24 protein-coding genes are annotated in these 21,794 nt (G+C 60.6%); 23 read left to right on the top strand and 1 reads right to left on the bottom strand.

Annotation, left to right across the window (positions count from 1 at the left end):
- The first annotated feature begins 5 nt into the window (after positions 1-5).
- Both secF and ABCR88_RS26635 read left to right on the top strand, forming a co-directional pair.
- Positions 6-920, top strand: a complete 915-nt coding sequence (secF, locus tag ABCR88_RS26640; protein ID WP_011063222.1) for a protein translocase subunit SecF — start codon at positions 6-8, stop codon at positions 918-920.
- A gap of 122 nt (positions 921-1,042) precedes the next feature.
- Complete coding sequence (locus tag ABCR88_RS26635; RefSeq protein ID WP_350403683.1) at positions 1,043-1,585, top strand: glycine zipper 2TM domain-containing protein; 543 nt, start codon at positions 1,043-1,045, stop codon at positions 1,583-1,585.
- Between the two features lie 139 nt (positions 1,586-1,724).
- Here the strand turns inward: ABCR88_RS26635 and suhB are convergent, their stop codons facing one another.
- On the bottom strand, positions 1,725-2,540 hold the full coding sequence (suhB, locus tag ABCR88_RS26630) for an inositol-phosphate phosphatase (protein ID WP_011063220.1): 816 nt from the start codon (positions 2,538-2,540) through the stop codon (positions 1,725-1,727).
- 245 nt (positions 2,541-2,785) lie between these two features.
- Here suhB and trmJ point away from each other — a divergent pair, with 245 nt between their 5' ends.
- The 21 genes from trmJ to ABCR88_RS26525 all read left to right on the top strand — a co-directional run bounded on the left by trmJ (position 2,786) and on the right by ABCR88_RS26525 (position 21,713).
- Complete coding sequence (gene trmJ / locus ABCR88_RS26625; protein WP_350403682.1) at positions 2,786-3,559, top strand: tRNA (cytosine(32)/uridine(32)-2'-O)-methyltransferase TrmJ; 774 nt, start codon at positions 2,786-2,788, stop codon at positions 3,557-3,559.
- Complete coding sequence (gene cysE, locus ABCR88_RS26620; protein ID WP_011063218.1) at positions 3,559-4,335, top strand: serine O-acetyltransferase; 777 nt, start codon at positions 3,559-3,561, stop codon at positions 4,333-4,335. Before trmJ ends, cysE begins: the two co-directional genes overlap by 1 nt.
- A 240-nt stretch (positions 4,336-4,575) precedes the next feature.
- Positions 4,576-5,067, top strand: coding sequence for a Fe-S cluster assembly transcriptional regulator IscR (iscR, locus tag ABCR88_RS26615; protein WP_011063217.1), 492 nt, complete (start codon positions 4,576-4,578; stop codon positions 5,065-5,067).
- A 50-nt stretch (positions 5,068-5,117) separates the two neighbouring features.
- A complete protein-coding gene (locus ABCR88_RS26610) occupies positions 5,118-6,332 on the top strand; it encodes an IscS subfamily cysteine desulfurase (RefSeq protein WP_015636881.1) in 1,215 nt (404 codons plus the stop codon).
- A gap of 94 nt (positions 6,333-6,426) precedes the next feature.
- Positions 6,427-6,813 (top strand): Fe-S cluster assembly scaffold IscU, encoded by a 387-nt coding sequence (gene iscU, locus ABCR88_RS26605; RefSeq protein ID WP_007929523.1) that lies wholly within the window; start codon positions 6,427-6,429, stop codon positions 6,811-6,813.
- 42 nt (positions 6,814-6,855) lie between these two features.
- Complete coding sequence (iscA, locus tag ABCR88_RS26600; protein WP_007929524.1) at positions 6,856-7,179, top strand: iron-sulfur cluster assembly protein IscA; 324 nt, start codon at positions 6,856-6,858, stop codon at positions 7,177-7,179.
- 8 nt (positions 7,180-7,187) lie between these two features.
- Positions 7,188-7,709, top strand: a complete 522-nt coding sequence (gene hscB, locus ABCR88_RS26595) for a co-chaperone HscB (protein WP_011063215.1) — start codon at positions 7,188-7,190, stop codon at positions 7,707-7,709.
- Between the two features lie 51 nt (positions 7,710-7,760).
- A complete protein-coding gene (hscA, locus tag ABCR88_RS26590) occupies positions 7,761-9,623 on the top strand; it encodes a Fe-S protein assembly chaperone HscA (protein ID WP_041119733.1) in 1,863 nt (620 codons plus the stop codon).
- Between the two features lie 3 nt (positions 9,624-9,626).
- Positions 9,627-9,968, top strand: a complete 342-nt coding sequence (gene fdx, locus ABCR88_RS26585; RefSeq protein ID WP_011063213.1) for an ISC system 2Fe-2S type ferredoxin — start codon at positions 9,627-9,629, stop codon at positions 9,966-9,968.
- Positions 9,969-9,983: 15 nt separating this feature from the next.
- Entirely contained in the window at positions 9,984-10,184 is a 201-nt protein-coding gene (gene iscX, locus ABCR88_RS26580; protein WP_041119732.1) for a Fe-S cluster assembly protein IscX, read from the top strand.
- A 94-nt stretch (positions 10,185-10,278) separates the two neighbouring features.
- Positions 10,279-10,704, top strand: a complete 426-nt coding sequence (ndk, locus tag ABCR88_RS26575; RefSeq protein ID WP_011063211.1) for a nucleoside-diphosphate kinase — start codon at positions 10,279-10,281, stop codon at positions 10,702-10,704.
- Between the two features lie 28 nt (positions 10,705-10,732).
- A complete protein-coding gene (rlmN, locus tag ABCR88_RS26570) occupies positions 10,733-11,881 on the top strand; it encodes a 23S rRNA (adenine(2503)-C(2))-methyltransferase RlmN (RefSeq protein WP_011063210.1) in 1,149 nt (382 codons plus the stop codon).
- Positions 11,882-11,893: 12 nt separating this feature from the next.
- On the top strand, positions 11,894-12,652 hold the full coding sequence (gene pilW, locus ABCR88_RS26565; protein WP_011063209.1) for a type IV pilus biogenesis/stability protein PilW: 759 nt from the start codon (positions 11,894-11,896) through the stop codon (positions 12,650-12,652).
- The gene (locus ABCR88_RS26560) at positions 12,652-13,668 is read left to right on the top strand and encodes a RodZ family helix-turn-helix domain-containing protein (RefSeq protein WP_041119730.1); all 1,017 of its coding nucleotides are present in this window, start codon (positions 12,652-12,654) and stop codon (positions 13,666-13,668) included. Before pilW ends, ABCR88_RS26560 begins: the two co-directional genes overlap by 1 nt.
- 3 nt (positions 13,669-13,671) lie before the next feature.
- The gene (gene ispG / locus ABCR88_RS26555) at positions 13,672-14,781 is read left to right on the top strand and encodes a flavodoxin-dependent (E)-4-hydroxy-3-methylbut-2-enyl-diphosphate synthase (protein WP_011063207.1); all 1,110 of its coding nucleotides are present in this window, start codon (positions 13,672-13,674) and stop codon (positions 14,779-14,781) included.
- Positions 14,782-14,804: 23 nt separating this feature from the next.
- Entirely contained in the window at positions 14,805-16,094 is a 1,290-nt protein-coding gene (hisS, locus tag ABCR88_RS26550; RefSeq protein ID WP_350403681.1) for a histidine--tRNA ligase, read from the top strand.
- Between the two features lie 40 nt (positions 16,095-16,134).
- Positions 16,135-16,776, top strand: coding sequence for a tetratricopeptide repeat protein (locus ABCR88_RS26545; RefSeq protein WP_011063205.1), 642 nt, complete (start codon positions 16,135-16,137; stop codon positions 16,774-16,776).
- Positions 16,769-17,920: an outer membrane protein assembly factor BamB gene (bamB, locus tag ABCR88_RS26540; protein ID WP_011063204.1), complete on the top strand. Its 1,152-nt coding sequence runs from the start codon at positions 16,769-16,771 to the stop codon at positions 17,918-17,920. The genes ABCR88_RS26545 and bamB overlap by 8 nt, the downstream gene beginning before the upstream one ends.
- A gap of 207 nt (positions 17,921-18,127) precedes the next feature.
- Complete coding sequence (der, locus tag ABCR88_RS26535) at positions 18,128-19,600, top strand: ribosome biogenesis GTPase Der (RefSeq protein ID WP_011063203.1); 1,473 nt, start codon at positions 18,128-18,130, stop codon at positions 19,598-19,600.
- A 185-nt stretch (positions 19,601-19,785) separates the two neighbouring features.
- Entirely contained in the window at positions 19,786-20,934 is a 1,149-nt protein-coding gene (locus ABCR88_RS26530) for a pyridoxal phosphate-dependent aminotransferase (RefSeq protein ID WP_350403680.1), read from the top strand.
- Positions 20,922-21,713, top strand: a complete 792-nt coding sequence (locus ABCR88_RS26525; protein ID WP_041119727.1) for an amidohydrolase — start codon at positions 20,922-20,924, stop codon at positions 21,711-21,713. The genes ABCR88_RS26530 and ABCR88_RS26525 overlap by 13 nt, the downstream gene beginning before the upstream one ends.
- Positions 21,714-21,794 lie beyond the last annotated feature (81 nt).

Genomic DNA, 21,794 nt, shown 5'->3' with positions numbered 1-21,794 from the left:
CTGCCATGTTACGTACTATTAACTTCATGGGCGTGCGCAACGTTGCGTTCGGCGTCACTGTGCTGCTCACCATCCTGGCGTTGTTCAGCTGGTTCCACAAAGGCTTGAACTACGGTCTGGACTTCACCGGCGGCACGCTCATCGAGCTGACCTACGAGCGTCCGGCGGATGTGATGAAGGTGCGTTCGCAGCTGAACGACGCCGGTTATCACGAAGCCATCGTGCAGAGCTTCGGTGCGACCACCGACCTGCTGGTGCGGATGCCGGGCGAAGACCCGCAACTGGGCCACCAGGTGGCTGAAGCGCTACAGAAGGTTGGCGGTGACAACCCGGCGCAGGTCAAGCGCGTCGAGTTCGTCGGCCCGCAGGTGGGTGAAGAGCTGCGCGACCAGGGTGGCCTCGGCATGCTCATGGCGCTGGGCGGCATCCTCATCTATCTGGCGTTCCGCTTCCAGTGGAAGTTCGCGGTCGGTGCCATCGTCTCGCTGATCCACGACGTGATCGTGACCGTGGGCATCCTGTCGTTTTTCCAGATCACCTTCGACCTGACGGTGCTGGCGGCGGTGCTGGCGATCATCGGTTACTCGCTCAACGACACCATCGTGGTGTTCGACCGGGTGCGTGAGAACTTCCGTGTGCTGCGCAAGGCCAGCCTGATCGAGAACATCAACATCTCGACCACCCAGACCCTGCTGCGCACCATGGCCACTTCGATCTCCACCCTGTTGGCGATCGTGGCCCTGCTGTTCTTCGGTGGCGACAACCTGTGGGGCTTCTCCATCGCCCTGTTCGTCGGTGTATTGGCGGGTACCTACTCGTCGATCTACATCGCCAACGTGGTGCTGATCTGGCTGAACCTGAACAGTGAAGACCTGATTCCTCCGGCCAATACCGAGAAGGAAGTGGACGACCGTCCTTGATGGCCTGACCTGTTCCGGCTGTCAGTTAAAAAGGCGCGAGTGTTGAACTCGCGCCTTTTTTTTTGCTCCAAGGCTGGGAGAAGCGCGGGCTTTTAACCCGCATGTATGGTCAGGAGGTTCACGTGAACAAGTCGTTGCTGGTTGGTGCGGTATTGGGTGCTGTCGGTGTCACCGCCGGGGGTGCTGTTGCCACCTACAGCCTGGTTAAAAGCGGCCCTGAGTATGCGCAAGTGCTGGCCGTTCAGCCGGTCAAGCAACAGATCAAGACCCCGCGGGAAGTCTGCAAGGATGTCGCCGTGACCCGGCAGCGCCCGGTCAAGGATGAGCATCAGATCCTGGGCACCGTGGCTGGGGCTGTGGGCGGTGGCCTGTTGGGCAGTATGATCGGTAATGGCAATGGCAAGAAGCTCGCCACGGTTGCCGGTGCTGTTGGTGGGGGCTATGCGGGGAACAAGGTGCAGGAAGGCATGCAGGAGCGTGATACCTATACCACCACGCAGACTCGCTGTAACACGGTCAATGACATCAGTGACAAGATCGTTGGTTATGACGTGAAGTACGACCTGGGTGGCAAGCAGGGCCAGGTGCGTATGGATCGGGATCCGGGCAATCAGATTCCGGTGGATAAAGAAGGGCGCCTGATTCTCGGTCAGAACCAGAATTAGCCCGGCCAGTAACCCTCAACTGCAGGAGCCTGTTTGCCGGCGAAGGCGATCCCAAGGTCCCATTCGCCGGCAAGCTGGCTTCTACGGCAATTGCGGGCATAAAAAAGCACCCCGAGGGGTGCTTTTTTGTCGCTGGTGCTTAGCGCTTCAGCGAAGCTGGCAGGTGCGGCTGGATGGCGGTCAGAACTGCCTTGAAGCATTTGGTGTTGCCGGCCACGACGTGGCCTTTTTCCAGGAAGTCGTGACCGCCGGTGAAGTCGCTCACCAGGCCGCCGGCTTCCTGGATCAGCAGGGCGCCTGCTGCCATGTCCCATTCGGACAGGCCCGATTCCCAGAAGGCGTCAAAGCGACCGGCGGCGACGTAGGCCAGGTCCAGGCTTGCTGCGCCAGCGCGACGGATGCCTGCAGTCTGGCCAACCAGGGCGCGGAACATGCCCAGGTAGTTGTCCAGGTTGTCCATCTGGTCGTCACGGAAGGGAAAGCCGGTGCCCAGCAGGGCGCCGTCCAGGCTGGTGCGGCCGCTGACCCGCAGGCGACGACCGTTCAGCTGGGCACCGCGGCCACGGCTGGCGGTGAATTCTTCCTGGCGAACCGGGTCCAGGACCACGGCGTGTTCCAGGCGGCCACGGTATTTGCAGGCGATGCTCACGGCAAAGTGCGGGATGCCGCGCAGGAAGTTGGTGGTGCCGTCCAGCGGGTCGATGATCCACAGGTAGTCTTCGCCTTCGCCGCTGCCGGCGTGCAGGCCGGTTTCTTCGCCGAGGATGGCGTGGGTCGGGTAGGCTTTGCGCAGCGCGTCGATGATCTTCTGCTCGGCAGCGCGATCAACTTCGGATACGTAGTCTTTGGCGTCTTTTTCGTCGACCTTGATGGTATCCAGGCGCTCGATGGAGCGGAAAATCAATTCACTGGCGCTGCGGGCGGCGCGCAGCGCGATATTCAGCATTGGCTGCATGGATAGGTCACCTAAGGTTGTTAAAGAAAGCCGAGCATTCTAGCAGAAAACTTTTGCAGATGAAGGTCGGCGTTCGCTTTGATTGCATTGATCCGCTGTGTGGCGCATTTCGTCAGCGGGTATTGGCCGCTCCTGTCGCGGGCTCTCAATAAGGCAGCGGAATTGGCAGATGGTTATTTTTGAGGCGGTGGTGCAGCCTGTTCTGTAATATTTGCTCCCCCTTCCCGTGTCCGAGAGCGCCTCCCTTGCTGCAGAACATTCGTGTCGTCCTGGTCAATACCAGTCATCCGGGCAATATCGGCGGGGCTGCGCGTGCCATGAAGAACATGGGCTTGTCGCGGCTGGTGCTGGTGGAGCCGCGGGTATTTCCGTCCCATGAGGCGGATGCGCGGGCTTCCGGTGCCACCGATATTCTCGAAAATGCCCAGGTGGTGGCGACGCTGGAGGATGCTCTGGCGGGTTGCACCCTGGTGTTCGGCACCAGCGCTCGTGATCGGCGCATTCCCTGGCCGCTGCTGGATCCCCGCGAGTCGGGCCTCAAGGTCGTGGAGGAGGCCGGGCAGGGGGCGCAGATCGCTCTGGTGTTCGGTCGTGAAGATTCCGGCCTGACCAATGACGAGCTGCAGCGATGTCATTTCCATGTGCATATCCCGTCGGATCCGGAGTTCAGCTCGTTGAACCTGGCCACGGCGGTGCAAGTGCTGACCTATGAAGTGCGCATGTCCTGGTTGGCAGCCCAGGGCCAGCCGAGCAAGGTGGAGATGGATGAGGTGGCGTCGCCGCGCAGTGATGAGCTGGCAACCATGGATGAGCTGGAGCGGTTCTACGAGCACCTGCAGCAAACCCTGGTGGCCATCGACTTCCTCGATCCGGAGAAACCTCGACACTTGATGGCGCGCTTGCGTCGGTTGTACGGTCGCAGCTCGGTCAGCCGGGCCGAAATGAATATATTGCGAGGCATCCTCACGGAAACCCAGAAAGCGGCTCGTGGGGAGCTACAGAAGCGGAAGGATCAGTGATGTTCGAACGTCTGCGTGAAGATATCCAAAGTGTTTTCCATCGTGACCCGGCAGCGCGCAACGCCTTTGAGGTGCTGACCTGCTACCCGGGGATGCATGCGATCTGGATCCATCGCCTGTCCGGCGCTTTGTGGGGGATGGGCTGGAAGTGGCTGGCGCGGCTGGTCTCGAACTTCGGGCGGTGGCTGACCGGGATCGAGATTCATCCTGGGGCCAAGGTCGGTCGTCGCTTCTTTATTGACCATGGAATGGGCATCGTCATTGGCGAAACCGCCGAGATCGGTGATGACGTCACGCTTTACCAGGGGGTGACCCTGGGTGGCACCAGTTGGAATAAAGGCAAGCGCCACCCGACCCTGGAAGATGGTGTGGTGGTGGGGGCTGGAGCCAAGGTGCTGGGGCCGTTCACGGTCGGGGCCGGGGCCAAGGTTGGTTCCAATGCCGTGGTGACCAAGGCGGTGCCGGCCGGTGCGACCGTAGTGGGGATTCCGGGGCGGATCATCATGAAATCCAATGATGAGCAGGAAGCCAAGCGCAAGGCCATGGCGGAAAAGCTCGGCTTCGATGCCTATGGCGTCAGCGAAGACATGCCTGACCCCGTGGCGCGGGCCATTGGTCAGTTGCTTGATCACCTGCAAGCGGTCGATGGTCGTCTGGAGGGGATGTGTGGCGCGCTGAAGGATCTGGGCAGTGACTACTGCGCCAAGGACTTGCCTGCCCTGCGTGAAGAAGACTTCGCTGAAGTCAAGGGCAAGGGCGACAGCCAGGTCGGCTGATGCCCCGCAAACCGGCTTCTCCTGCAGGAGCCGGTTTGCCGGCGAAAAAGCCCCCGAGATGCCATAAGCGACCCGCGGGTCAGTTGTTGCCATCGCGCTGTGCCATTACGTCGCAGACTTTGCTATGATTCGCGCGCTCTTTTGCGGGTAAATCCGACTAAAGTAGTTGGTCTTATAGTTGACCTGATTACTCGGGTATTGCATACTCGCCTCCATTCCGAAACTCCGTGGTACTTGTCCATGCGACTGACTACTAAAGGCCGATACGCCGTGACCGCCATGCTTGATCTGGCGTTGCACGCGCAACATGGCCCGGTCTCCCTGGCCGATATCTCCGAGCGCCAAGGCATTTCCCTGTCCTATCTCGAACAGCTTTTCGCCAAATTGCGCCGTAGCAATCTGGTGTCCAGCGTCCGGGGTCCTGGTGGCGGCTATCAGCTGTCCCGCGACATGCAGGGGATCCAGGTGGCCCAGGTGATCGATGCGGTGAACGAATCGGTCGATGCAACCAAATGCCAGGGGCTGGGTGATTGCCATGCCGGCGACACCTGCCTGACGCACCACTTGTGGTGCGATCTGAGCCTGCAGATCCACGAATTTCTAAGCGGTATCAGCTTGGCTGACCTTGTCACTCGCCGTGAGGTGCAAGAAGTAGCCCAGCGTCAGGACCAGCGCCGTTGTAATGGCAAGGCGCCGCGCCTGGACAAGATTGAAGCGTCCGCCGTCGAATGACAGCCAAAGAGCTAGCGGCACGCCAGCCAGCCTGATTTAGGAGAGAGTCCATGAAATTGCCGATTTACCTTGATTACTCAGCGACCACCCCGGTTGATCCACGCGTCGCGCAGAAAATGAGTGAATGCCTGCTGGTCGACGGGAACTTCGGTAACCCGGCGTCCCGCTCTCACGTGTTTGGCTGGAAAGCCGAAGAGTCGGTGGAAAACGCCCGTCGCCAAGTGGCCGACCTGGTTAATGCCGACCCGCGTGAAATCGTCTGGACTTCCGGTGCTACCGAATCCGACAACCTGGCAATCAAGGGTGTCGCGCATTTCTACCACACCAAGGGCAAGCACCTGATCACCTCTAAGATCGAGCACAAGGCTGTCCTGGACACCATGCGCCAACTCGAGCGTGAAGGCTTCGAAGTGACCTACATCGAGCCGGGTGAAGACGGCCTCATTACTCCGGCCATGGTCGAAGCAGCCCTGCGTGACGACACCATCCTGGTTTCGATCATGCATGTGAACAACGAGATCGGCACCATCAACGACATCGCTGCCATCGGCGAGCTGACCCGCTCCAAGGGCGTGTTGTTCCACGTCGACGGCGCTCAGTCCACCGGCAAGGTCGACATCGACCTGCAGGCCCTGAAGGTCGACCTGATGTCCTTCTCCGCCCACAAGACCTACGGCCCGAAAGGGATCGGCGCGCTGTACGTCAGCCGCAAGCCTCGCGTGCGCCTGGAAGCCACCATGCACGGCGGTGGTCACGAACGCGGCATGCGCTCCGGCACCCTGGCTACTCACCAGATCGTCGGCATGGGCGAAGCCTTCCGCGTGGCCAAGGAAGACATGGCTGCCGAGAACCTGCGCATCAAGGCCCTGAGCGACCGCTTCTACAAGCAGGTCGAGCACCTGGAAGAGCTGTACATCAACGGCAGCATGACTGCTCGCGTACCGCACAACCTGAACCTGAGCTTCAACTACGTTGAGGGCGAGTCGCTGATCATGGCCCTCAAGGACCTGGCAGTGTCTTCCGGTTCGGCCTGTACTTCGGCCTCCCTGGAGCCTTCCTACGTGCTGCGTGCCCTGGGTCGCAACGACGAGCTGGCTCACAGCTCGATCCGCTTCACCTTCGGTCGCTTCACCACTGAAGAAGAAATCGATTACGCGGCGCAGAAAGTCTGCGAAGCCGTTACCAAGCTGCGCGCTCTGTCGCCGCTGTGGGACATGTACAAAGATGGCGTCGATATCTCGAAGATCGAGTGGGCGGCGCACTGAATATAAGTCGCCGCACAGGGTTCTGTAGAGCGTACCGATAACGGCGATTTGCAGAACCCAAGAGCGACTCTCTGATGAGTGAGGATTAAGAATCATGGCTTACAGCGAAAAGGTCATCGACCACTACGAGAACCCGCGCAACGTCGGCAAGATGAACGCGGAAGATCCGGATGTCGGCACCGGCATGGTCGGCGCTCCTGCCTGCGGCGACGTGATGCGCCTGCAGATCAAGGTCAATGAGCAGGGCATCATCGAAGACGCCAAGTTCAAGACCTATGGCTGCGGTTCCGCCATTGCTTCCAGCTCCCTGGCCACTGAGTGGATGAAGGGCAAGACCCTGGATGAAGCCGAAACCATCAAGAACACCCAGCTGGCTGAAGAGCTGGCCCTGCCTCCCGTGAAGATTCACTGCTCGGTACTCGCCGAAGACGCCATCAAGGCCGCCGTACGCGACTACAAGCAGAAGAAAGGCCTGATCTGACTGATCGGCTTTCACAGATTTGGCGACAAGTAAGGAGTCACGATGGCTATCAGCATGACAGAAGCGGCTGCTCAACACGTGCGACGCTCCCTCAACGGGCGCGGCAAGGGTGATGGGATTCGTCTGGGTGTTCGCACCACGGGCTGTTCCGGCCTTGCCTATGTGCTGGAGTTCGTCGACGAGATTGGCGAGGACGATCAGGTGTTCGAAAGTCACGGCGAGAAAGTGATCATCGATCCGAAAAGCCTGACCTATCTGGACGGCACTGAACTTGATTTCGTCAAGGAAGGGTTGAACGAAGGCTTCAAGTTCAACAACCCCAACGTGCGCGGTGAGTGTGGCTGCGGCGAAAGCTTCAACATCTGAGGCTTGTCGTGGGTACTCCTTGTCATTTCGCTTTATTTGAGCTGCAACCGAGCTTCCGCCTGGATCTCGAGCAGTTGGCCGCGCGCTACCGTGAGTTGGCGCGTGGGGTTCATCCAGACCGTTTTGCCGATGCTTCCGAGCGCGAGCAGCGCCTGGCCCTGGAGCAGTCGGCAAGCCTCAACGAGGCTTATCAGACCCTCAAGAGCCCGCCCAAGCGCGCCCGTTACCTGCTGGCTTTGAATGGCGGCGAGTTGCCGCTGGAAGTCACGGTGCATGATCCGGAGTTTCTTCTGCAGCAGATGCAATGGCGCGAAGAACTCGAGGATTTGCAGGACAGCGCCGACCTGGCCGGAGTGGCGGCATTCAAGCGTCGGCTCAAGACGGCCCAAGATGAACTGAACGAAAGCTTCGCAGCCTGTTGGGATGATGCAGCGCAACGCGAGCAGGCCGAACGCCTGATGCGGCGCATGCAGTTCCTCGACAAGCTCACCTACGAAGTGCGCCAGTTAGAAGAGCGCCTCGACGATTAACCCAGTGCCGCTCCGGTCGCACGCCTGATATACAGATAAGTCCAGATAAGCATGGCCCTACTGCAGATCGCCGAACCCGGCCAAAGTCCTCAACCGCACCAGCGTCGCCTGGCTGTGGGGATCGACTTGGGCACTACCAATTCGCTGGTCGCTGCCTTGCGCAGTGGTCTTTCCGAGCCGCTGGCCGACGCGCAGGGACAGGTGATTCTGCCGTCCGCGGTGCGTTATCACGCCGACCGCGTCGAGGTGGGCGAGTCTGCCCGCCTGGCTGCACCTACCGACCCTTTGAACACCGTGCTTTCGGTCAAGCGCCTGATGGGGCGTGGCCTGTCCGACGTCAAGCAGCTGGGTGAGCAACTGCCCTATCGCTTCGTTGAGGGCGAGTCGCACATGCCGTTCATCGAGACCATCCAGGGGCCGAAAAGCCCGGTGGAGGTATCGGCTGAAGTGCTCAAAGTGTTGCGTCAGCGTGCTGAGGCGGCCCTGGGTGGCGAGCTGGTAGGTGCGGTCATCACCGTTCCTGCCTATTTCGACGACGCCCAGCGTCAAGCCACCAAGGATGCGGCCAAGCTGGCCGGCCTGAATGTGCTGCGCCTGCTCAACGAGCCGACCGCGGCGGCTGTGGCTTATGGTCTGGATCAGCACGCCGAAGGCGTGGTAGCGATCTATGACTTGGGTGGCGGCACCTTCGATATTTCCATTCTGCGCCTGACCGGCGGCGTCTTCGAAGTCTTGGCTACCGGTGGCGATACTGCCCTGGGCGGCGATGACTTCGATCACGCCGTTGCCGGCTGGATCATCGAGGGCGCGGGCCTGTCCGCCGACCTCGACCCGGGTGCCCAGCGCAGTCTGTTGCAAGCCGCTTGTGCGGCCAAGGAAGCCTTGACCGGCGCCGCGTCCGTGGAAGTGGTGTATGGCGATTGGCGTGCCACCCTGACTCGCGACGCCTTCGACGCACTGATTGAGCCGATGGTTGCCCGCAGCCTCAAGGCCTGTCGTCGTGCTGTACGCGATTCCAATGTCGAATTGGATGAAGTGCAGGCGGTGGTCATGGTGGGCGGTTCGACCCGTGTGCCGCGTGTGCGTGAGGCGGTGGCTGAAATGTTCGGTCGCCAGCCGTTGACCGAGATCGATCCGGATCAAGTGGTGGCCATTGGGGCCGCGATCCAGGCCGATACCTTGGCCGGCAACAAGCGCGAAGGCGGCGAATTGCTGCTGCTGGACGTGATTCCGCTGTCCCTGGGGTTGGAAACCATGGGCGGGCTGATGGAGAAGGTGATTCCGCGCAACACCACCATTCCGGTTGCCCGTGCCCAGGACTTCACCACCTACAAGGATGGCCAGACGGCCATGATGGTTCATGTGTTGCAGGGCGAGCGCGAGCTGATCAGCGACTGCCGCTCCCTGGCGCGTTTCGAATTGCGCGGCATCCCACCGATGGTGGCCGGTGCGGCGAAGATCCGCGTGACCTTCCAGGTCGACGCCGATGGCCTGCTCAGCGTTTCTGCGCGAGAGCTGGGTTCGGGCGTCGAAGCCAGCATCCAGGTCAAGCCATCCTACGGTCTGACCGATGGCGAGATCGCCAAGATGCTCAAGGATTCCTTCCAGTACGCCGGCGACGACAAGGTGGCCCGTGTACTGCGCGAGCAGCAGGTTGATGCTCAGCGCCTGATCGAGGCGGTGCAAGGTGCCCTGGACGCCGATGGCGAGCGTCTGCTGGACGCCGAAGAACGCATGGTCATCGAGCTGCAGATGCAGGAATTGAGTGAATTGATGCGTGGTACCGATGGTTACGCCATCGAGCAGCAGACCAAGCGTCTGTCGCAAGTGACCGATGCCTTTGCTGCCCGACGCCTGGATTCGACGGTGAAAGCCGCGCTGGCGGGGCGCAACCTGAATGAAATCGAGGAATAACTGATGCCGCAGATCATTTTTCTGCCACACGCCGTGTTCTGTCCGGACGGCCTGGTTGTAGAGGTCGAGCCTGGCGTCTCGGTGCTCGAGGTGGCGCACGACAACCACATCGAGATCGAAAGTGCCTGTGGCGGCGTCTGTGCCTGCACCACCTGCCATTGCATCATTCGTGAAGGCTTCGACTCGCTGAACGAGGCTGACGAGCTGGAAGAAGACCTGCTGGACAAGGCCTGGGGCCTGGAAGCGCAGTCGCGCCTGTCCTGCCAGGCCATCGTCGGCGATGAAGACCTGACCGTCGAAATTCCAAAATACTCGCTCAACCATGCAGCCGAAGCGCCGCACTGATTTCAAGGAGCTGGCATGAGCCTCAAGTGGGTTGATGTACTGGAAATCGCGATCCAACTGGCTGAGTCCAAGCCGGATGTGGATCCGCGTTATGTGAACTTTGTCGATCTGCACCAATGGGTTCTGGCACTGCCGGAGTTCAACGACGATCCGGCTCGCGGAGGCGAGAAGGTTCTTGAAGCAATTCAGGCCGCCTGGATCGACGAAGCTGACTGAATCCGCGGGCTACGCAGTTAGGCAATCCCTATAAACCCGCGTATAATTCGCGGGTTTAATTTTTCGCTTTAATCACCGTTTCTGGAGTTACACCATGGCTGTTCAACGTACTTTCTCCATCATCAAGCCTGACGCTGTTGCAAAAAACGTTATCGGCAAGATCGTTTCCCGTTTTGAAGAAGCCGGCCTGCGCGTTGTAGCTTCGAAAATGAAGCAACTGTCCAAGGCTGAAGCTGAAGGCTTCTACGCTGAGCACAGCGAGCGTGGCTTCTTCGGCGAACTGGTTGCCTTCATGACTTCCGGCCCGGTTGTTGTTCAGGTTCTGGAAGGCGAAAACGCCATCGTTCGCAACCGTGAGCTGATGGGCGCTACCAACCCTAAAGAAGCTGCTGCCGGCACCATCCGTGCTGATTTCGCCGAGTCCATCGACGCCAACGCCGTTCACGGTTCGGACTCCGAAGCTGCCGCTGCTCGCGAAATCGCTTACTTCTTCGCAGCTACTGAAGTAACCGCTCGCTGAGTAAGGCTTGCGCGTGAGGGGTGAAACCATGACTGCATCGATCGGCAAAACTAACCTGTTGGGGCTTACTCAACCGGAAATGGAGAAATTCTTCGACTCAATCGGGGAGAAGCGTTTCCGTGCCGGTCAGGTAATGAAATGGATTCACCACTTTGGCGTCGATGATTTCGACGCCATGACGAATGTCGGCAAGGCCTTGCGCGAAAAGCTCAAGGCTGTTGCCGAGATTCGCGGTCCGGAAGTGGTCAGCGAGGACATCTCCAGCGACGGCACCCGTAAGTGGGTGGTGCGCGTGGCGTCCGGCAGCTGCGTCGAGACCGTCTACATTCCCCAGGGCAAGCGCGGCACTCTGTGCGTTTCGTCCCAGGCGGGCTGTGCCCTGGATTGCAGTTTCTGCTCCACCGGCAAGCAAGGCTTCAATAGCAACCTCACCGCCGCCGAAGTCATCGGCCAGGTGTGGATTGCCAACAAATCCTTTGGCAGCGTCCCGGCGACCGTCGACCGTGCCATCACCAACGTGGTGATGATGGGCATGGGTGAGCCGCTGCTGAACTTCGACAACGTCATCGCTGCCATGCACCTGATGATGGACGACCTAGGCTACGGCATCTCCAAGCGCCGGGTAACCCTGTCGACCTCCGGCGTGGTGCCGATGATCGATGAGCTGGCCAAGCACATCGACGTCTCGCTGGCGTTGTCTCTGCACGCACCCAATGATGCGCTGCGCAACCAGCTGGTACCGATCAACAAGAAGTACCCGCTGAAGATGCTGCTCGAGTCCTGCCAGCGCTACATGTCGGCCCTGGGTGAGAAGCGTGTGCTGACCATCGAGTACACCCTGCTCAAAGACGTCAACGACAAGCTTGAGCATGCGGTGGAGATGATCGAGCTGCTCAAGGATGTACCGTGCAAGATCAACCTGATCCCGTTCAACCCGTTCCCGCATTCCGGGTACGAGCGTCCGAGCAACAATGCCATTCGTCGCTTCCAGGACCAGCTGCATCACGCCGGTTTCAACGTCACCGTGCGCACCACGCGTGGTGAAGACATCGATGCTGCCTGCGGTCAGTTGGTCGGGCAGGTGCTGGATCGCACCCGTCGTAGCGAACGCTATATCGCCGTGCGTGAGTTGAGCGCCGACGCCGATATGCCGCAAAGCGCCGCAACCCGTACCTGAGAGAGGATCTCCATGGCCCTGCGCTTTGCGCTGCTCCTGCTTGTTGCCAGCCTGTGTGCTGGCTGTGTTCTGTCGGGTGATTCCAACCCGATGAACACCAGCAAGGGGCGCGACGAGGCGCGCGAGGCCTATGTGCAGTTGGGCCTGGGCTACTTGCAGCAGGGCATGAGCGAGCGGGCCAAGGTGCCACTGAAGAAAGCCCTGGAACTGGCCCCCGCCGATGCCGACGCCAATGCTGCCCTGGCACTGGTGTTCCAGGCCGAGATGGAACCGGCCCTGGCCGACGAGCATTTTCGCCAGGCCCTGGCGGCGCGTCCGGACAGTGCCCGGATCCTCAATAACTACGGCAGCTTTCTGTTCCAGGAAAAACGTTACAAAGAGGCTTATCAGCGCTTTGAGCAAGCCGCTGCTGATACTCTGTACCCCGAACGTTCCCGAGTGTTTGAAAACCTCGGCATGACCGCTTCAAGGCTCGGCCAGCGTGATCTGGCCCAGCTGCAGCTGGAAAAGGCCTTGCGTCTCAATCATCAACAGCCCCGTGCATTGCTGGAAATGGCTGAGTTGTCTTACGAAGACAGGCATTATGTGCCCGCGCGCGACTATTACGATCGTTTTAGCCTGCTCGGCGAGCAAAATGCACGTAGTCTATTGCTCGGCGTTCGGCTGGCAACGGTGTTCGAAGATCGCGACAAGGCCGCCAGTTACGGTCTGCAACTAAAACGACTTTATCCCGGTACGCCGGAATATCAGCAATACCTGTCGGAGCAATGATGAAAGCGGCCCATCCCGAAGTTCAAGCAGTGACTCGCGTAAACCCCGGTGAGACCCTGCGTCAGGCCCGCGAAAGCAATGGTTGGTCGCTGGCCGAAGTGGCCCACAAGCTCAACCTCACCGTGAGCTCCCTGAGCAACCTGGAAGCTGGCGCCTTCGACAAGCTGCCGGGGCACACTTTCGCCCGTGGCTATATTCGTGCCTACGCCAAATTGCTGGGCATGGATCAGGCGGTACTGGTCCAGGAGTTCGATCAATACACCGGTACCGACTCCCAGGGCAGCAGCGTCCATGCCCTGGGACGCATCGAAGAGCCGGTGCGGGTTTCCCACACTATCTTGCGCATTGTCAGTTTGCTGCTGCTGGTGGCGGTGGTTGGTGGCGGTTTCATCTGGTGGCAGGATCAGTCCTCCCAGCGCGGCAAGGAGCCGGTCTCCCTGAGCCCCGAGCATGTCGAGGTCGAAGGCGCCGACGGCACTACCCAGATTCATCCTATCGACGAACCCGAAGACCAGGCGGTTGCCGAGGGGCAGAGCGAAGCGTTGGACAACGCAGTTCAAAGCGAAGGCCAGGCAGCGAGCGAGACTCCTGCCGCCCCAGCCGTTTCGACCGCGCCGGCGCCGGCTGCCACTGCGTCCGTCCCTGCAGCTCCCGTGCACAACGCGCCGGCTCCGGCGCCTGTCGCACCGGCTGCCGTGGCGCAAGCGCCTGTCACGCCGACCGCGCCTGCTGCTGCGGTTGCACCGGGCAGTGCTGCGGCAACTGCAGTTGCAGGCTCGGGCCAGGTACAGATCCAGTTCAGTGCCGACTGCTGGGCCCAGGTCATCGATGCCAACGGCAAGGTTCTGCTCAGCGCCCTCAAGCGCAAGGGTGAAAATGTCGATGTCAGCGGCAAGCCGCCTTTTGCCGTACGTCTGGGCTATGCCCGTGGCGCACAAATCACTTACAACGGTCAGGCGGTGGATATCGCCCCGTTCACCAGTGGCGAGACTGCTCGCCTGAAGTTAGGTCAATAAGTCATGCACGGCGAATCTCCAATCAAGCGTCGCGAATCCCGCAAGATCTGGGTCGGCTCGGTACCGGTCGGAGGCGATGCCCCGATTGCGGTGCAGAGCATGACCAACAGCGACACCAACGACGTGGCCGCAACCGTCGCCCAGATCAACCGCCTGGAAGCCGCCGGTGTCGATATCGTGCGGGTTTCGGTGCCGGACATGGACGCCGCCGAGGCGTTCGGCCGGATCAAGCAGCAGGTCAAGGTACCGCTGGTGGCCGACATCCACTTCGACTACAAGATCGCGCTGCGCGTGGCCGAACTGGGCGTCGATTGCCTGCGGATCAACCCGGGCAATATCGGTCGTGAAGACCGGGTACGCGCGGTGGTGGATGCTGCCCGTGATCGTGGGATCCCGATCCGTATCGGGGTCAACGCCGGTTCCCTGGAAAAAGACCTGCAGAAAAAATACGGCGAACCGACCCCGGCTGCATTGGTGGAGTCGGCGCTGCGTCACGTAGAGCACCTGGAACGCCTGAATTTCAAGGACTTCAAGGTCAGCGTGAAAGCCTCGGACGTGTTCATGGCCGTCGAGGCCTACCGCCTGCTGGCCAAGGAAATCATCCAGCCCCTGCACCTGGGGATCACCGAAGCCGGTGGTTTGCGTTCAGGCACAGTGAAATCCGCCGTCGGCCTCGGTATGCTGCTGGCCGAAGGAATTGGCGATACCATTCGCATTTCGCTGGCGGCTGACCCGGTCGAGGAAGTGAAGGTCGGCTACGACATTCTCAAGTCCCTGCACCTGCGTTCCCGTGGCATCAACTTCATCGCCTGTCCGAGCTGCTCGCGGCAGAACTTCGATGTGGTGAAAACCATGAACGAACTGGAAGGACGGCTTGAAGACCTGTTGGTGCCGTTGGATGTTGCAGTGATCGGTTGCGTGGTCAACGGCCCGGGTGAAGCCAAAGAGGCGCACATCGGCCTGACCGGTGGTACACCGAACCTGATCTACATCGATGGCAAGCCGGCACAGAAACTGACCAATGACAATCTGGTGGACGAGCTTGAAAAGCTGATCCGGCAGAAGGCGGCCGAAAAGGTCGAGGCCGACGCAGCGCTGATCGCTCGCGGCTAACCGAACGTATTTAAGGATTTTTTGTGAGCAAGTCTCTGCAAGCCATTCGTGGCATGAATGACATCCTGCCCGAGCAGACGCCCCTGTGGCGTTATTTCGAGGGTACTGTGGCGCGCCTGCTGGATAACTACGGTTACAAGCAGATCCGCATGCCGATCGTCGAGTTCACCGAGCTGTTCAAACGCTCCATCGGTGAAGTGACCGACATCGTCGAAAAAGAGATGTACACCTTCGAAGATCGCAACGGCGACTCCCTCACCCTGCGTCCGGAAGGCACCGCGGCGTGCGTGCGTGCGGTGCTCGAGCACGGCATCACTGGCGGTGGCCAGGTGCAGAAACTCTGGTACATCGGCCCGATGTTCCGTCACGAGCGCCCGCAGAAAGGCCGCTATCGCCAGTTTCACCAGATCGGTTGCGAGGTTTTCAACCTCGACGGTCCGGACATCGATGCTGAGCTGATCGTGTTGACCTGGCGCCTGTGGGGCGAGCTGGGCATCCGTGATGCGGTCAAGCTCGAACTCAACAGCCTGGGTACCGCCGAAGCGCGCGCGCGCTATCGCGACGCGCTGGTGGAGTTCCTGTCGGCGCGCATGGACAAGCTGGACGAAGACAGCCGGCGCCGCCTGAAGACCAACCCGCTGCGGGTGCTGGATACCAAGAACCCGGACACTCAAGCCGTGCTGGTGGATGCGCCCAAGCTGGCCGACTACCTGGACGAAGAGTCCCGCGTGCACTTCGAAGGCCTCAAGGCCCGCCTGGATGCTGCGGGTATCCCCTATGTGATCAACCCCAAGCTGGTGCGCGGGCTGGATTACTACAGCAAGACCGTTTTCGAATGGGTCACCGACAAGCTCGGTGCCCAGGGTACTGTCTGTGCCGGTGGCCGTTACGACGGCCTGGTGGAGCAGATGGGCGGCAAGCCTACCTCGGGCGTTGGCTTTGCCATGGGGATCGAGCGTCTGGTGCTGCTGCTGGAAACCCTGGAGCAGGTCCCGGAAGAGATCTCGCGTCAGGTCGACGTTTACCTCTGCGCCTTCGGTGAGGCCGCCGAACTGGCTGCGCTGGCGCTGAGCGAGCGTGTTCGCGATCAATTGCCGAACCTGCGTCTGCAGATCAATGCCGGTGCCGGCAGCTTCAAGAGCCAATTCAAGAAGGCCGACAAGAGCGGCGCGCTGTATGCGCTGATCCTCGGTGACGACGAACTGGCCCAGCAAGTGGTAGGTTTCAAACCCCTGCGTGGCCAGGGCGAACAACAAAGCATTGCCTGGGATGCACTCGCTGCGCACCTGGCCACCTGCGTCGTGCAGGGTTGAAGCTGTCAAACAGCCGATTTAGCGAATAAGGAGTATTGGGGTGTCGAGTACCGAAGATGAACAGCTGGCGGAATTGAAAGACTGGTGGCAGCGTAACGGCAAACCCCTGGTGACTGGCGGCCTGCTGGCCCTGGTTATCGTGTTCGGCTGGCAAGCCTGGCACAAGTATCAGAACAATCAGTCGCAAGGCGCTTCGGTGCTCTATCAGCAACTGCTGGAAACTACCCTGACGCCGGATGGCAAGCCGGATGCGGCTCGTGTTACGGACCTGGCGGGCAAGCTCAACAGCGAGTTCGGCGGTACTGCCTACGCGCAGTACGGCAACCTGTTCGTGGCCAAAGTGGCAGTAGACACTGGCAAGCTGGACGATGCAGCGGCACAGCTCAAGGCCGTGGCCGACAAGCCCGCCAACCCGACCCTGGGTGAAGTGGCGCGTCAGCGCCTGGCACAGGTACTGGCGGCGCAGAACAAGGCCGACGAGGCTCTGAAGCTGCTCGACGGCGATGCTGACAAGGCATTCCTGGCGACTCGTGAAGAACTCAAGGGCGATCTGCTGGTCCAGCTGGGCCGTGTGGACGAAGCCCATGCGGCATACCAAAAAGCCAAGGCGGCGCTCTCGGATGAAGCGGCAGTCGGTGGCCTACAAATCAAGCTGGACGACCTGGCCAAAGGGGATGCATGACGTGATCCGTTGGAAACATGCAGCATTGCTGGCTCTGGCCTTGTTGGCCGCGGGTTGCAGCAGCAACAGCAAGAAAGAACTGCCACCGGCGGAACTGGTCGACTTCAAAGAAGAAGTGGTCCTGCAGAAGCAGTGGAGCCGTTCGATCGGTGACGGTCAGGGCGAAACCTATAACATGCTGGTGCCAGCCATCGATGGTGACACCATCTATGCCGCTGACGTGACCGGCGTGGTGGTTTCCATGGATCGCATGAACGGCGACGTCAAATGGAAGAAAGATCTCGAACTGCCTGTTTCCGGCGCCGTGGGCGTGGGTTATGGGCTGGTCATGATCGGCACTCTGAAAGGCGAAGTGGTTGCCCTGGATGCCTCCAGCGGTGAAGAGAAATGGCGTGCCCGTGTGACCAGTGAAGTGCTGGCTCCGCCAGCTACCAACGGTGACGTGGTGGTGGTGCAGACTCAGGACGACCGCGTGATTGGCCTCGAGGCCAGCACCGGTCATCAGATCTGGCTCTACGACAGCACTCCAGCGGTGTTGACCCTGCGGGGCACCAGTGCGCCGTTGGCGACCAACCGTCTGGCCCTGGCCGGTCTTTCCACCGGCAAAGTGGTTGCGCTGGATATTCGCAACGGCGTGCCGGTTTGGGAGCAGCGTGTAGCCATTCCACAAGGCCGTTCCGAACTGGATCGGGTCGTGGACATCGACGGTGGCCTGCTGCTGTCCGGTGGCACCCTGTACGTTGCCAGCTACCAGGGGCGTGTGGTTGCCCTGGACCTGGAGAGCGGCCGTCCGCTGTGGCAGCGTGATGCTTCCAGTTACGCCGGTGTGGCCCAAGGGTTCGGCAGCGTTTATGTCAGCCTGTCCTCGGGTACCGTGGAAGGCGTGGACGAGCGTTCGACTACCGCGCTGTGGAGCAACGACTCCCTGGCTCGCCGCCAACTGTCGGCACCGGAAGTCTTCTCCAGCTACGTAGCCGTGGGCGACCTGGAAGGTTACCTGCACCTGCTGAGCCAGGTTGACGGTCGCTTCGTCGGTCGTACGCGCATCGATAGCGACGGCCTGCGTGCGCGTCCGCTGGTGGTGGGCGACATGATTTATGTGTATGGCAACAGCGGCAAACTGGAAGCCCTGACCATCAAGTAATGGTTTGACTATGCTTGGGGTGATCCCCAAGCAAACTGCAGGAGCGAGCGTGCTCGCGATGGATGCCAGGTGACGCCAGCTTGCTGGACGAGCGCGGCGCCATGGAGTTAATCGCGAGCACGCTCGCTCCTACAGTGCTGCCCCGAGCACCAGCCGCTGCCTCGCAGCGGCTTTTGTATTTTCTGAATTAACGCAGTGGAGAGCCGCATGGTTCCCGTAATCGCCCTGGTGGGCCGACCTAATGTCGGCAAGTCCACCTTGTTCAACCGCCTGACTCGGACTCGCGACGCCATTGTCGGCGACCTGTCCGGTCTGACCCGTGATCGCCAATACGGTGAGGCCAAGTGGCAAGGGCGTACCTATATTCTGATCGACACCGGCGGTATCTCCGGTGACGAGCATGGCATGGATGAAAAGATGGCCGAGCAGTCGCTGCTGGCCATCGAAGAAGCTGATGTGGTGTTGTTCCTGGTGGACGCCAAGGCCGGGTTTACCGCGGCCGACCAGATGATCGGCGAGCACCTGCGCAAACGTAACAAGACTTCCTACGTGATCGCCAACAAGGTCGACAACATCGACCCGGACATGGCCCGCGCCGAGTTCGCGCCGCTGGGCATGGGCGATGCCATCCCGATCGCCGGTGCTCATGGCCGCGGCATCACCCAGATGCTGGAAATCGCCCTGAGCGAATTCCCCAAGGATGACGCTGACGAGCCGGAAGAAGGCGAGGAAGAGATCGTTGCCGAGGGTGAGGAAGCCAAGCGCATTCCGGGCCCGAGCGAGAAGGACGGGATCAAGATCGCCATCATCGGTCGTCCCAACGTCGGCAAGTCGACCCTGGTCAACCGCATGCTCGGTGAAGACCGGGTGATCGTCTATGACCAGCCCGGCACCACCCGCGACAGTATCTACATCCCGTTCGAGCGCAACGACGAGAAGTACACCCTGATCGACACCGCCGGTGTGCGCAAGCGCGGCAAGATCCACGAGGAAGTCGAAAAGTTCTCGGTGGTCAAGACGCTGCAGGCGATCAAGGACGCCAACGTGGTGATCTTTGTCATGGACGCCCGCGAAGGTGTGGTGGACCACGACCTGAACCTGCTGGGCTTTGCCCTGGAAGCCGGTCGGGCCCTGGTAATCGCCCTGAACAAGTGGGACGGCATGCAGCCGAGCGAGCGCGACTACGTGAAGACCGAGCTGCAACGCCGGCTGTTCTTCGTCGACTTCGCCGATATCCACTTCATCTCGGCGCTACACGGTACCGGTGTGGGCAACCTCTACCAGTCGGTGCAGAACTCCTTCAAGTCGGCGGTAACCCGCTGGCCCACCAGCCGCCTGACGCAGATCCTCGAAGATGCCGTTGGCGAGCACGCGCCGCCCATGGTCAACAATCGCCGGATCAAACTGCGCTACGCCCACTTGGGTGGTGCCAACCCGCCGCTGATCGTGATCCACGGCAACCAGGTGGAGAAGGTGCCCAAGTCTTATGTGCGCTATCTGGAAAACACCTACCGTCGAGTCTTGAAGCTGGTAGGTACGCCGATCCGCATCGAGTTCAAGGGCGGCGAGAACCCGTACGAAGGCAACAAGAACACGCTGACCGACCGCCAGGTCAACAAGAAGCGTCGCTTGATGTCGCACCACAAGAAGGCCGACAAGAAGCGCCGCGACAAGCGCTGACCGGCTTAGGGCCGGCTTGCCGGTGAAGCTCCGGACCTGCTTCAGAGCTTCGCTGGCAAGCCAGTTCCTACGGGATCTGTGTGGATAAGAGGGCGCCCCGGGCGCCCTTTTTCGTGCCTGGCGTTTGGGCTATTCTCGGGGACCTCCGCGCCGCCGTAGTGCGGACTGCTCAGCAGGGAATCCTCATGATCATCAGTAAGTTGCCGAATGTCGGCACCACCATCTTCACGCAAATGTCCCAGCTCGCGGTGGAAACCGGAGCGCTCAACCTGTCCCAGGGCTTTCCTGATTTCGATGGCCCGCAAGCCCTGCGTGATGCGCTTGGCTGGCATGCCGCCAATGGCCATAACCAGTACGCACCCATGACCGGCCTACCGGCACTGCGCCAGCAGGTCGCCGCGAAAATCGCCCGCAGCTATGGCGTCCAGGTCGATGCGGATGCTGAGGTGACCATCACCCCCGGTGCGACCCAGGCAATCTTCTGTGCCATCCAGGCGGTGATCCAGCGCGGTGACGAAGTCATTGTGTTCGACCCCAGTTACGACAGCTATGAGCCGTCGGTGGAGCTGGCCGGTGGGCGTTGTGTGCATGTGCCGTTGGCAGGGCAGGGCTTTGCCCTCGATTGGCAGAAACTCGATGAAGCCCTGAGTCCGCGCACGCGGATGATCATTCTCAATTCGCCGCACAACCCCAGTGGTGCCTTGATCAGCCGCGCCGAGCTGGAGCAGTTGGCCGCCCTGATCCGTGATCGCGATATCTATCTGGTCAGTGACGAGGTTTACGAACACCTGGTGTTCGATGGCGTACCCCATGTCAGTGTGCTGGCCCATGAGGAGCTGTATCAGCGGGCCTTCGTGGTCAGCTCGTTCGGCAAGACCTACCACGTGACCGGCTGGAAGACCGGTTATGTGGTTGCACCACCGGCCCTGAGCGCCGAGCTGCGCAAGGTGCATCAATATGTCAGCTTCTGCGGGGTCACGCCTTTGCAGTACGCTCTGGCGGACTTCATGGCCGAACACCCGGAACATGTCGAAGAGTTGCCGGCCTTTTACCAGGCCAAGCGTGATCTGTTCTGCGATCTGCTGAGCGCCTCGCGTTTCAGCTTCACCCGGGTGTCGGGTACCTATTTTCAATTGGTGGACTATTCGCAGATTCGTCCAGACTTGAATGATGTCGACATGGCGATATGGATGACCCGCGAACACGGCGTGGCGGCTATTCCTGTGTCGGTGTTCTATCAGCAGCCGCCCCAGGGGCAGCGCCTGGTGCGTCTGTGTTTTGCCAAGCGCGAGGAGACGTTGCGCCAAGCAGCGGAGAAACTATGCGTGATCTGAGTGCATTACCCGATCTGAATCTGGCCCTGATCCAGACCACCCTGGCCTGGCACGACCGCCAGGCCAACTTCGAGCATTTCGAGCAGTTGCTGGAGCAGGCCCGTGGTGCAGATCTGATCATCCTGCCGGAAATGTTTACCACCGGATTCTCCATGGAATCCGCGACTCTCGCGGAAGCGGAGAATGGCCCTACCAGCAAATGGCTACGCGGCCAGGCGAAGAAGCTGAATGCGGTGATCACCGGCAGCGTGATAATCCAGGCAGCGGATGGCAGCCATCGCAATCGCTTGCTGTGGGCGCGCCCTGACGGTGAGGTCTGGCACTACGACAAGCGCCACCTGTTTCGCATGGCCGGCGAGCACAATCACTACACGCCGGGGGAGCGGCAGGTACAGTTCGAGCTCAAGGGGTGGCGTATTCGCCCGCTGATCTGCTACGACCTGCGGTTCCCGGTGTGGAGCCGGGACGCCCAGGACACCGACCTGCTGCTCTACACCGCCAATTGGCCGGGTGCCCGCCGTCTGCACTGGAATCGCCTGCTGCCAGCCCGGGCCATTGAAAACCTCTGCTATGTTGCGGCGGTGAACCGGGTGGGCACCGACGGCAAGGGCTTTGCCTATACCGGAGACAGCCAGGTTCTGGACTATCAGGGCGAAACCCTGCTCAGCGCCGGGGAGGCCGATGGCGTCTTCCAGGTGTGCCTGAACGCGGGTCAACTGGCGGCTTACCGTGCGCGTTTTCCGGCGAACCTCGACGCCGATACCTTCATGTTCACTTAGGATCGCTTCGGCACTGCACACTTTTTTACAGGTTGCGAATATCAAGCTTCGAGGGTGGAGGCCGATAGCAGGATCAGTTCA

The organism is Pseudomonas sp. W17, from assembly GCF_040268305.1.
GTDB classification, from domain to species: domain Bacteria; phylum Pseudomonadota; class Gammaproteobacteria; order Pseudomonadales; family Pseudomonadaceae; genus Aquipseudomonas; species Aquipseudomonas protegens.
This window is presented reverse-complemented; position numbering and strand designations above follow the sequence as displayed.

What these genes read in the sequence shown, in the direction of transcription:
- secF (WP_011063222.1), top strand. Translation starts at nt 6, where the DNA reads ATGTTACGTACTATTAACTTCATGGGCGTGCGCAACGTTGCGTTCGGC.
- suhB (WP_011063220.1), bottom strand. Translation starts at nt 2,540, where the DNA reads ATGCAGCCAATGCTGAATATCGCGCTGCGCGCCGCCCGCAGCGCCAGT.
- cysE (WP_011063218.1), top strand. Translation starts at nt 3,559, where the DNA reads ATGTTCGAACGTCTGCGTGAAGATATCCAAAGTGTTTTCCATCGTGAC.
- iscR (WP_011063217.1), top strand. Translation starts at nt 4,576, where the DNA reads ATGCGACTGACTACTAAAGGCCGATACGCCGTGACCGCCATGCTTGAT.
- ABCR88_RS26610 (WP_015636881.1), top strand. Translation starts at nt 5,118, where the DNA reads ATGAAATTGCCGATTTACCTTGATTACTCAGCGACCACCCCGGTTGAT.
- iscU (WP_007929523.1), top strand. Translation starts at nt 6,427, where the DNA reads ATGGCTTACAGCGAAAAGGTCATCGACCACTACGAGAACCCGCGCAAC.
- iscA (WP_007929524.1), top strand. Translation starts at nt 6,856, where the DNA reads ATGGCTATCAGCATGACAGAAGCGGCTGCTCAACACGTGCGACGCTCC.
- hscA (WP_041119733.1), top strand. Translation starts at nt 7,761, where the DNA reads ATGGCCCTACTGCAGATCGCCGAACCCGGCCAAAGTCCTCAACCGCAC.
- fdx (WP_011063213.1), top strand. Translation starts at nt 9,627, where the DNA reads ATGCCGCAGATCATTTTTCTGCCACACGCCGTGTTCTGTCCGGACGGC.
- iscX (WP_041119732.1), top strand. Translation starts at nt 9,984, where the DNA reads ATGAGCCTCAAGTGGGTTGATGTACTGGAAATCGCGATCCAACTGGCT.
- ndk (WP_011063211.1), top strand. Translation starts at nt 10,279, where the DNA reads ATGGCTGTTCAACGTACTTTCTCCATCATCAAGCCTGACGCTGTTGCA.
- rlmN (WP_011063210.1), top strand. Translation starts at nt 10,733, where the DNA reads ATGACTGCATCGATCGGCAAAACTAACCTGTTGGGGCTTACTCAACCG.
- pilW (WP_011063209.1), top strand. Translation starts at nt 11,894, where the DNA reads ATGGCCCTGCGCTTTGCGCTGCTCCTGCTTGTTGCCAGCCTGTGTGCT.
- ABCR88_RS26560 (WP_041119730.1), top strand. Translation starts at nt 12,652, where the DNA reads ATGAAAGCGGCCCATCCCGAAGTTCAAGCAGTGACTCGCGTAAACCCC.
- ispG (WP_011063207.1), top strand. Translation starts at nt 13,672, where the DNA reads ATGCACGGCGAATCTCCAATCAAGCGTCGCGAATCCCGCAAGATCTGG.
- bamB (WP_011063204.1), top strand. Translation starts at nt 16,769, where the DNA reads ATGCATGACGTGATCCGTTGGAAACATGCAGCATTGCTGGCTCTGGCC.
- der (WP_011063203.1), top strand. Translation starts at nt 18,128, where the DNA reads ATGGTTCCCGTAATCGCCCTGGTGGGCCGACCTAATGTCGGCAAGTCC.
- ABCR88_RS26530 (WP_350403680.1), top strand. Translation starts at nt 19,786, where the DNA reads ATGATCATCAGTAAGTTGCCGAATGTCGGCACCACCATCTTCACGCAA.
- ABCR88_RS26525 (WP_041119727.1), top strand. Translation starts at nt 20,922, where the DNA reads ATGCGTGATCTGAGTGCATTACCCGATCTGAATCTGGCCCTGATCCAG.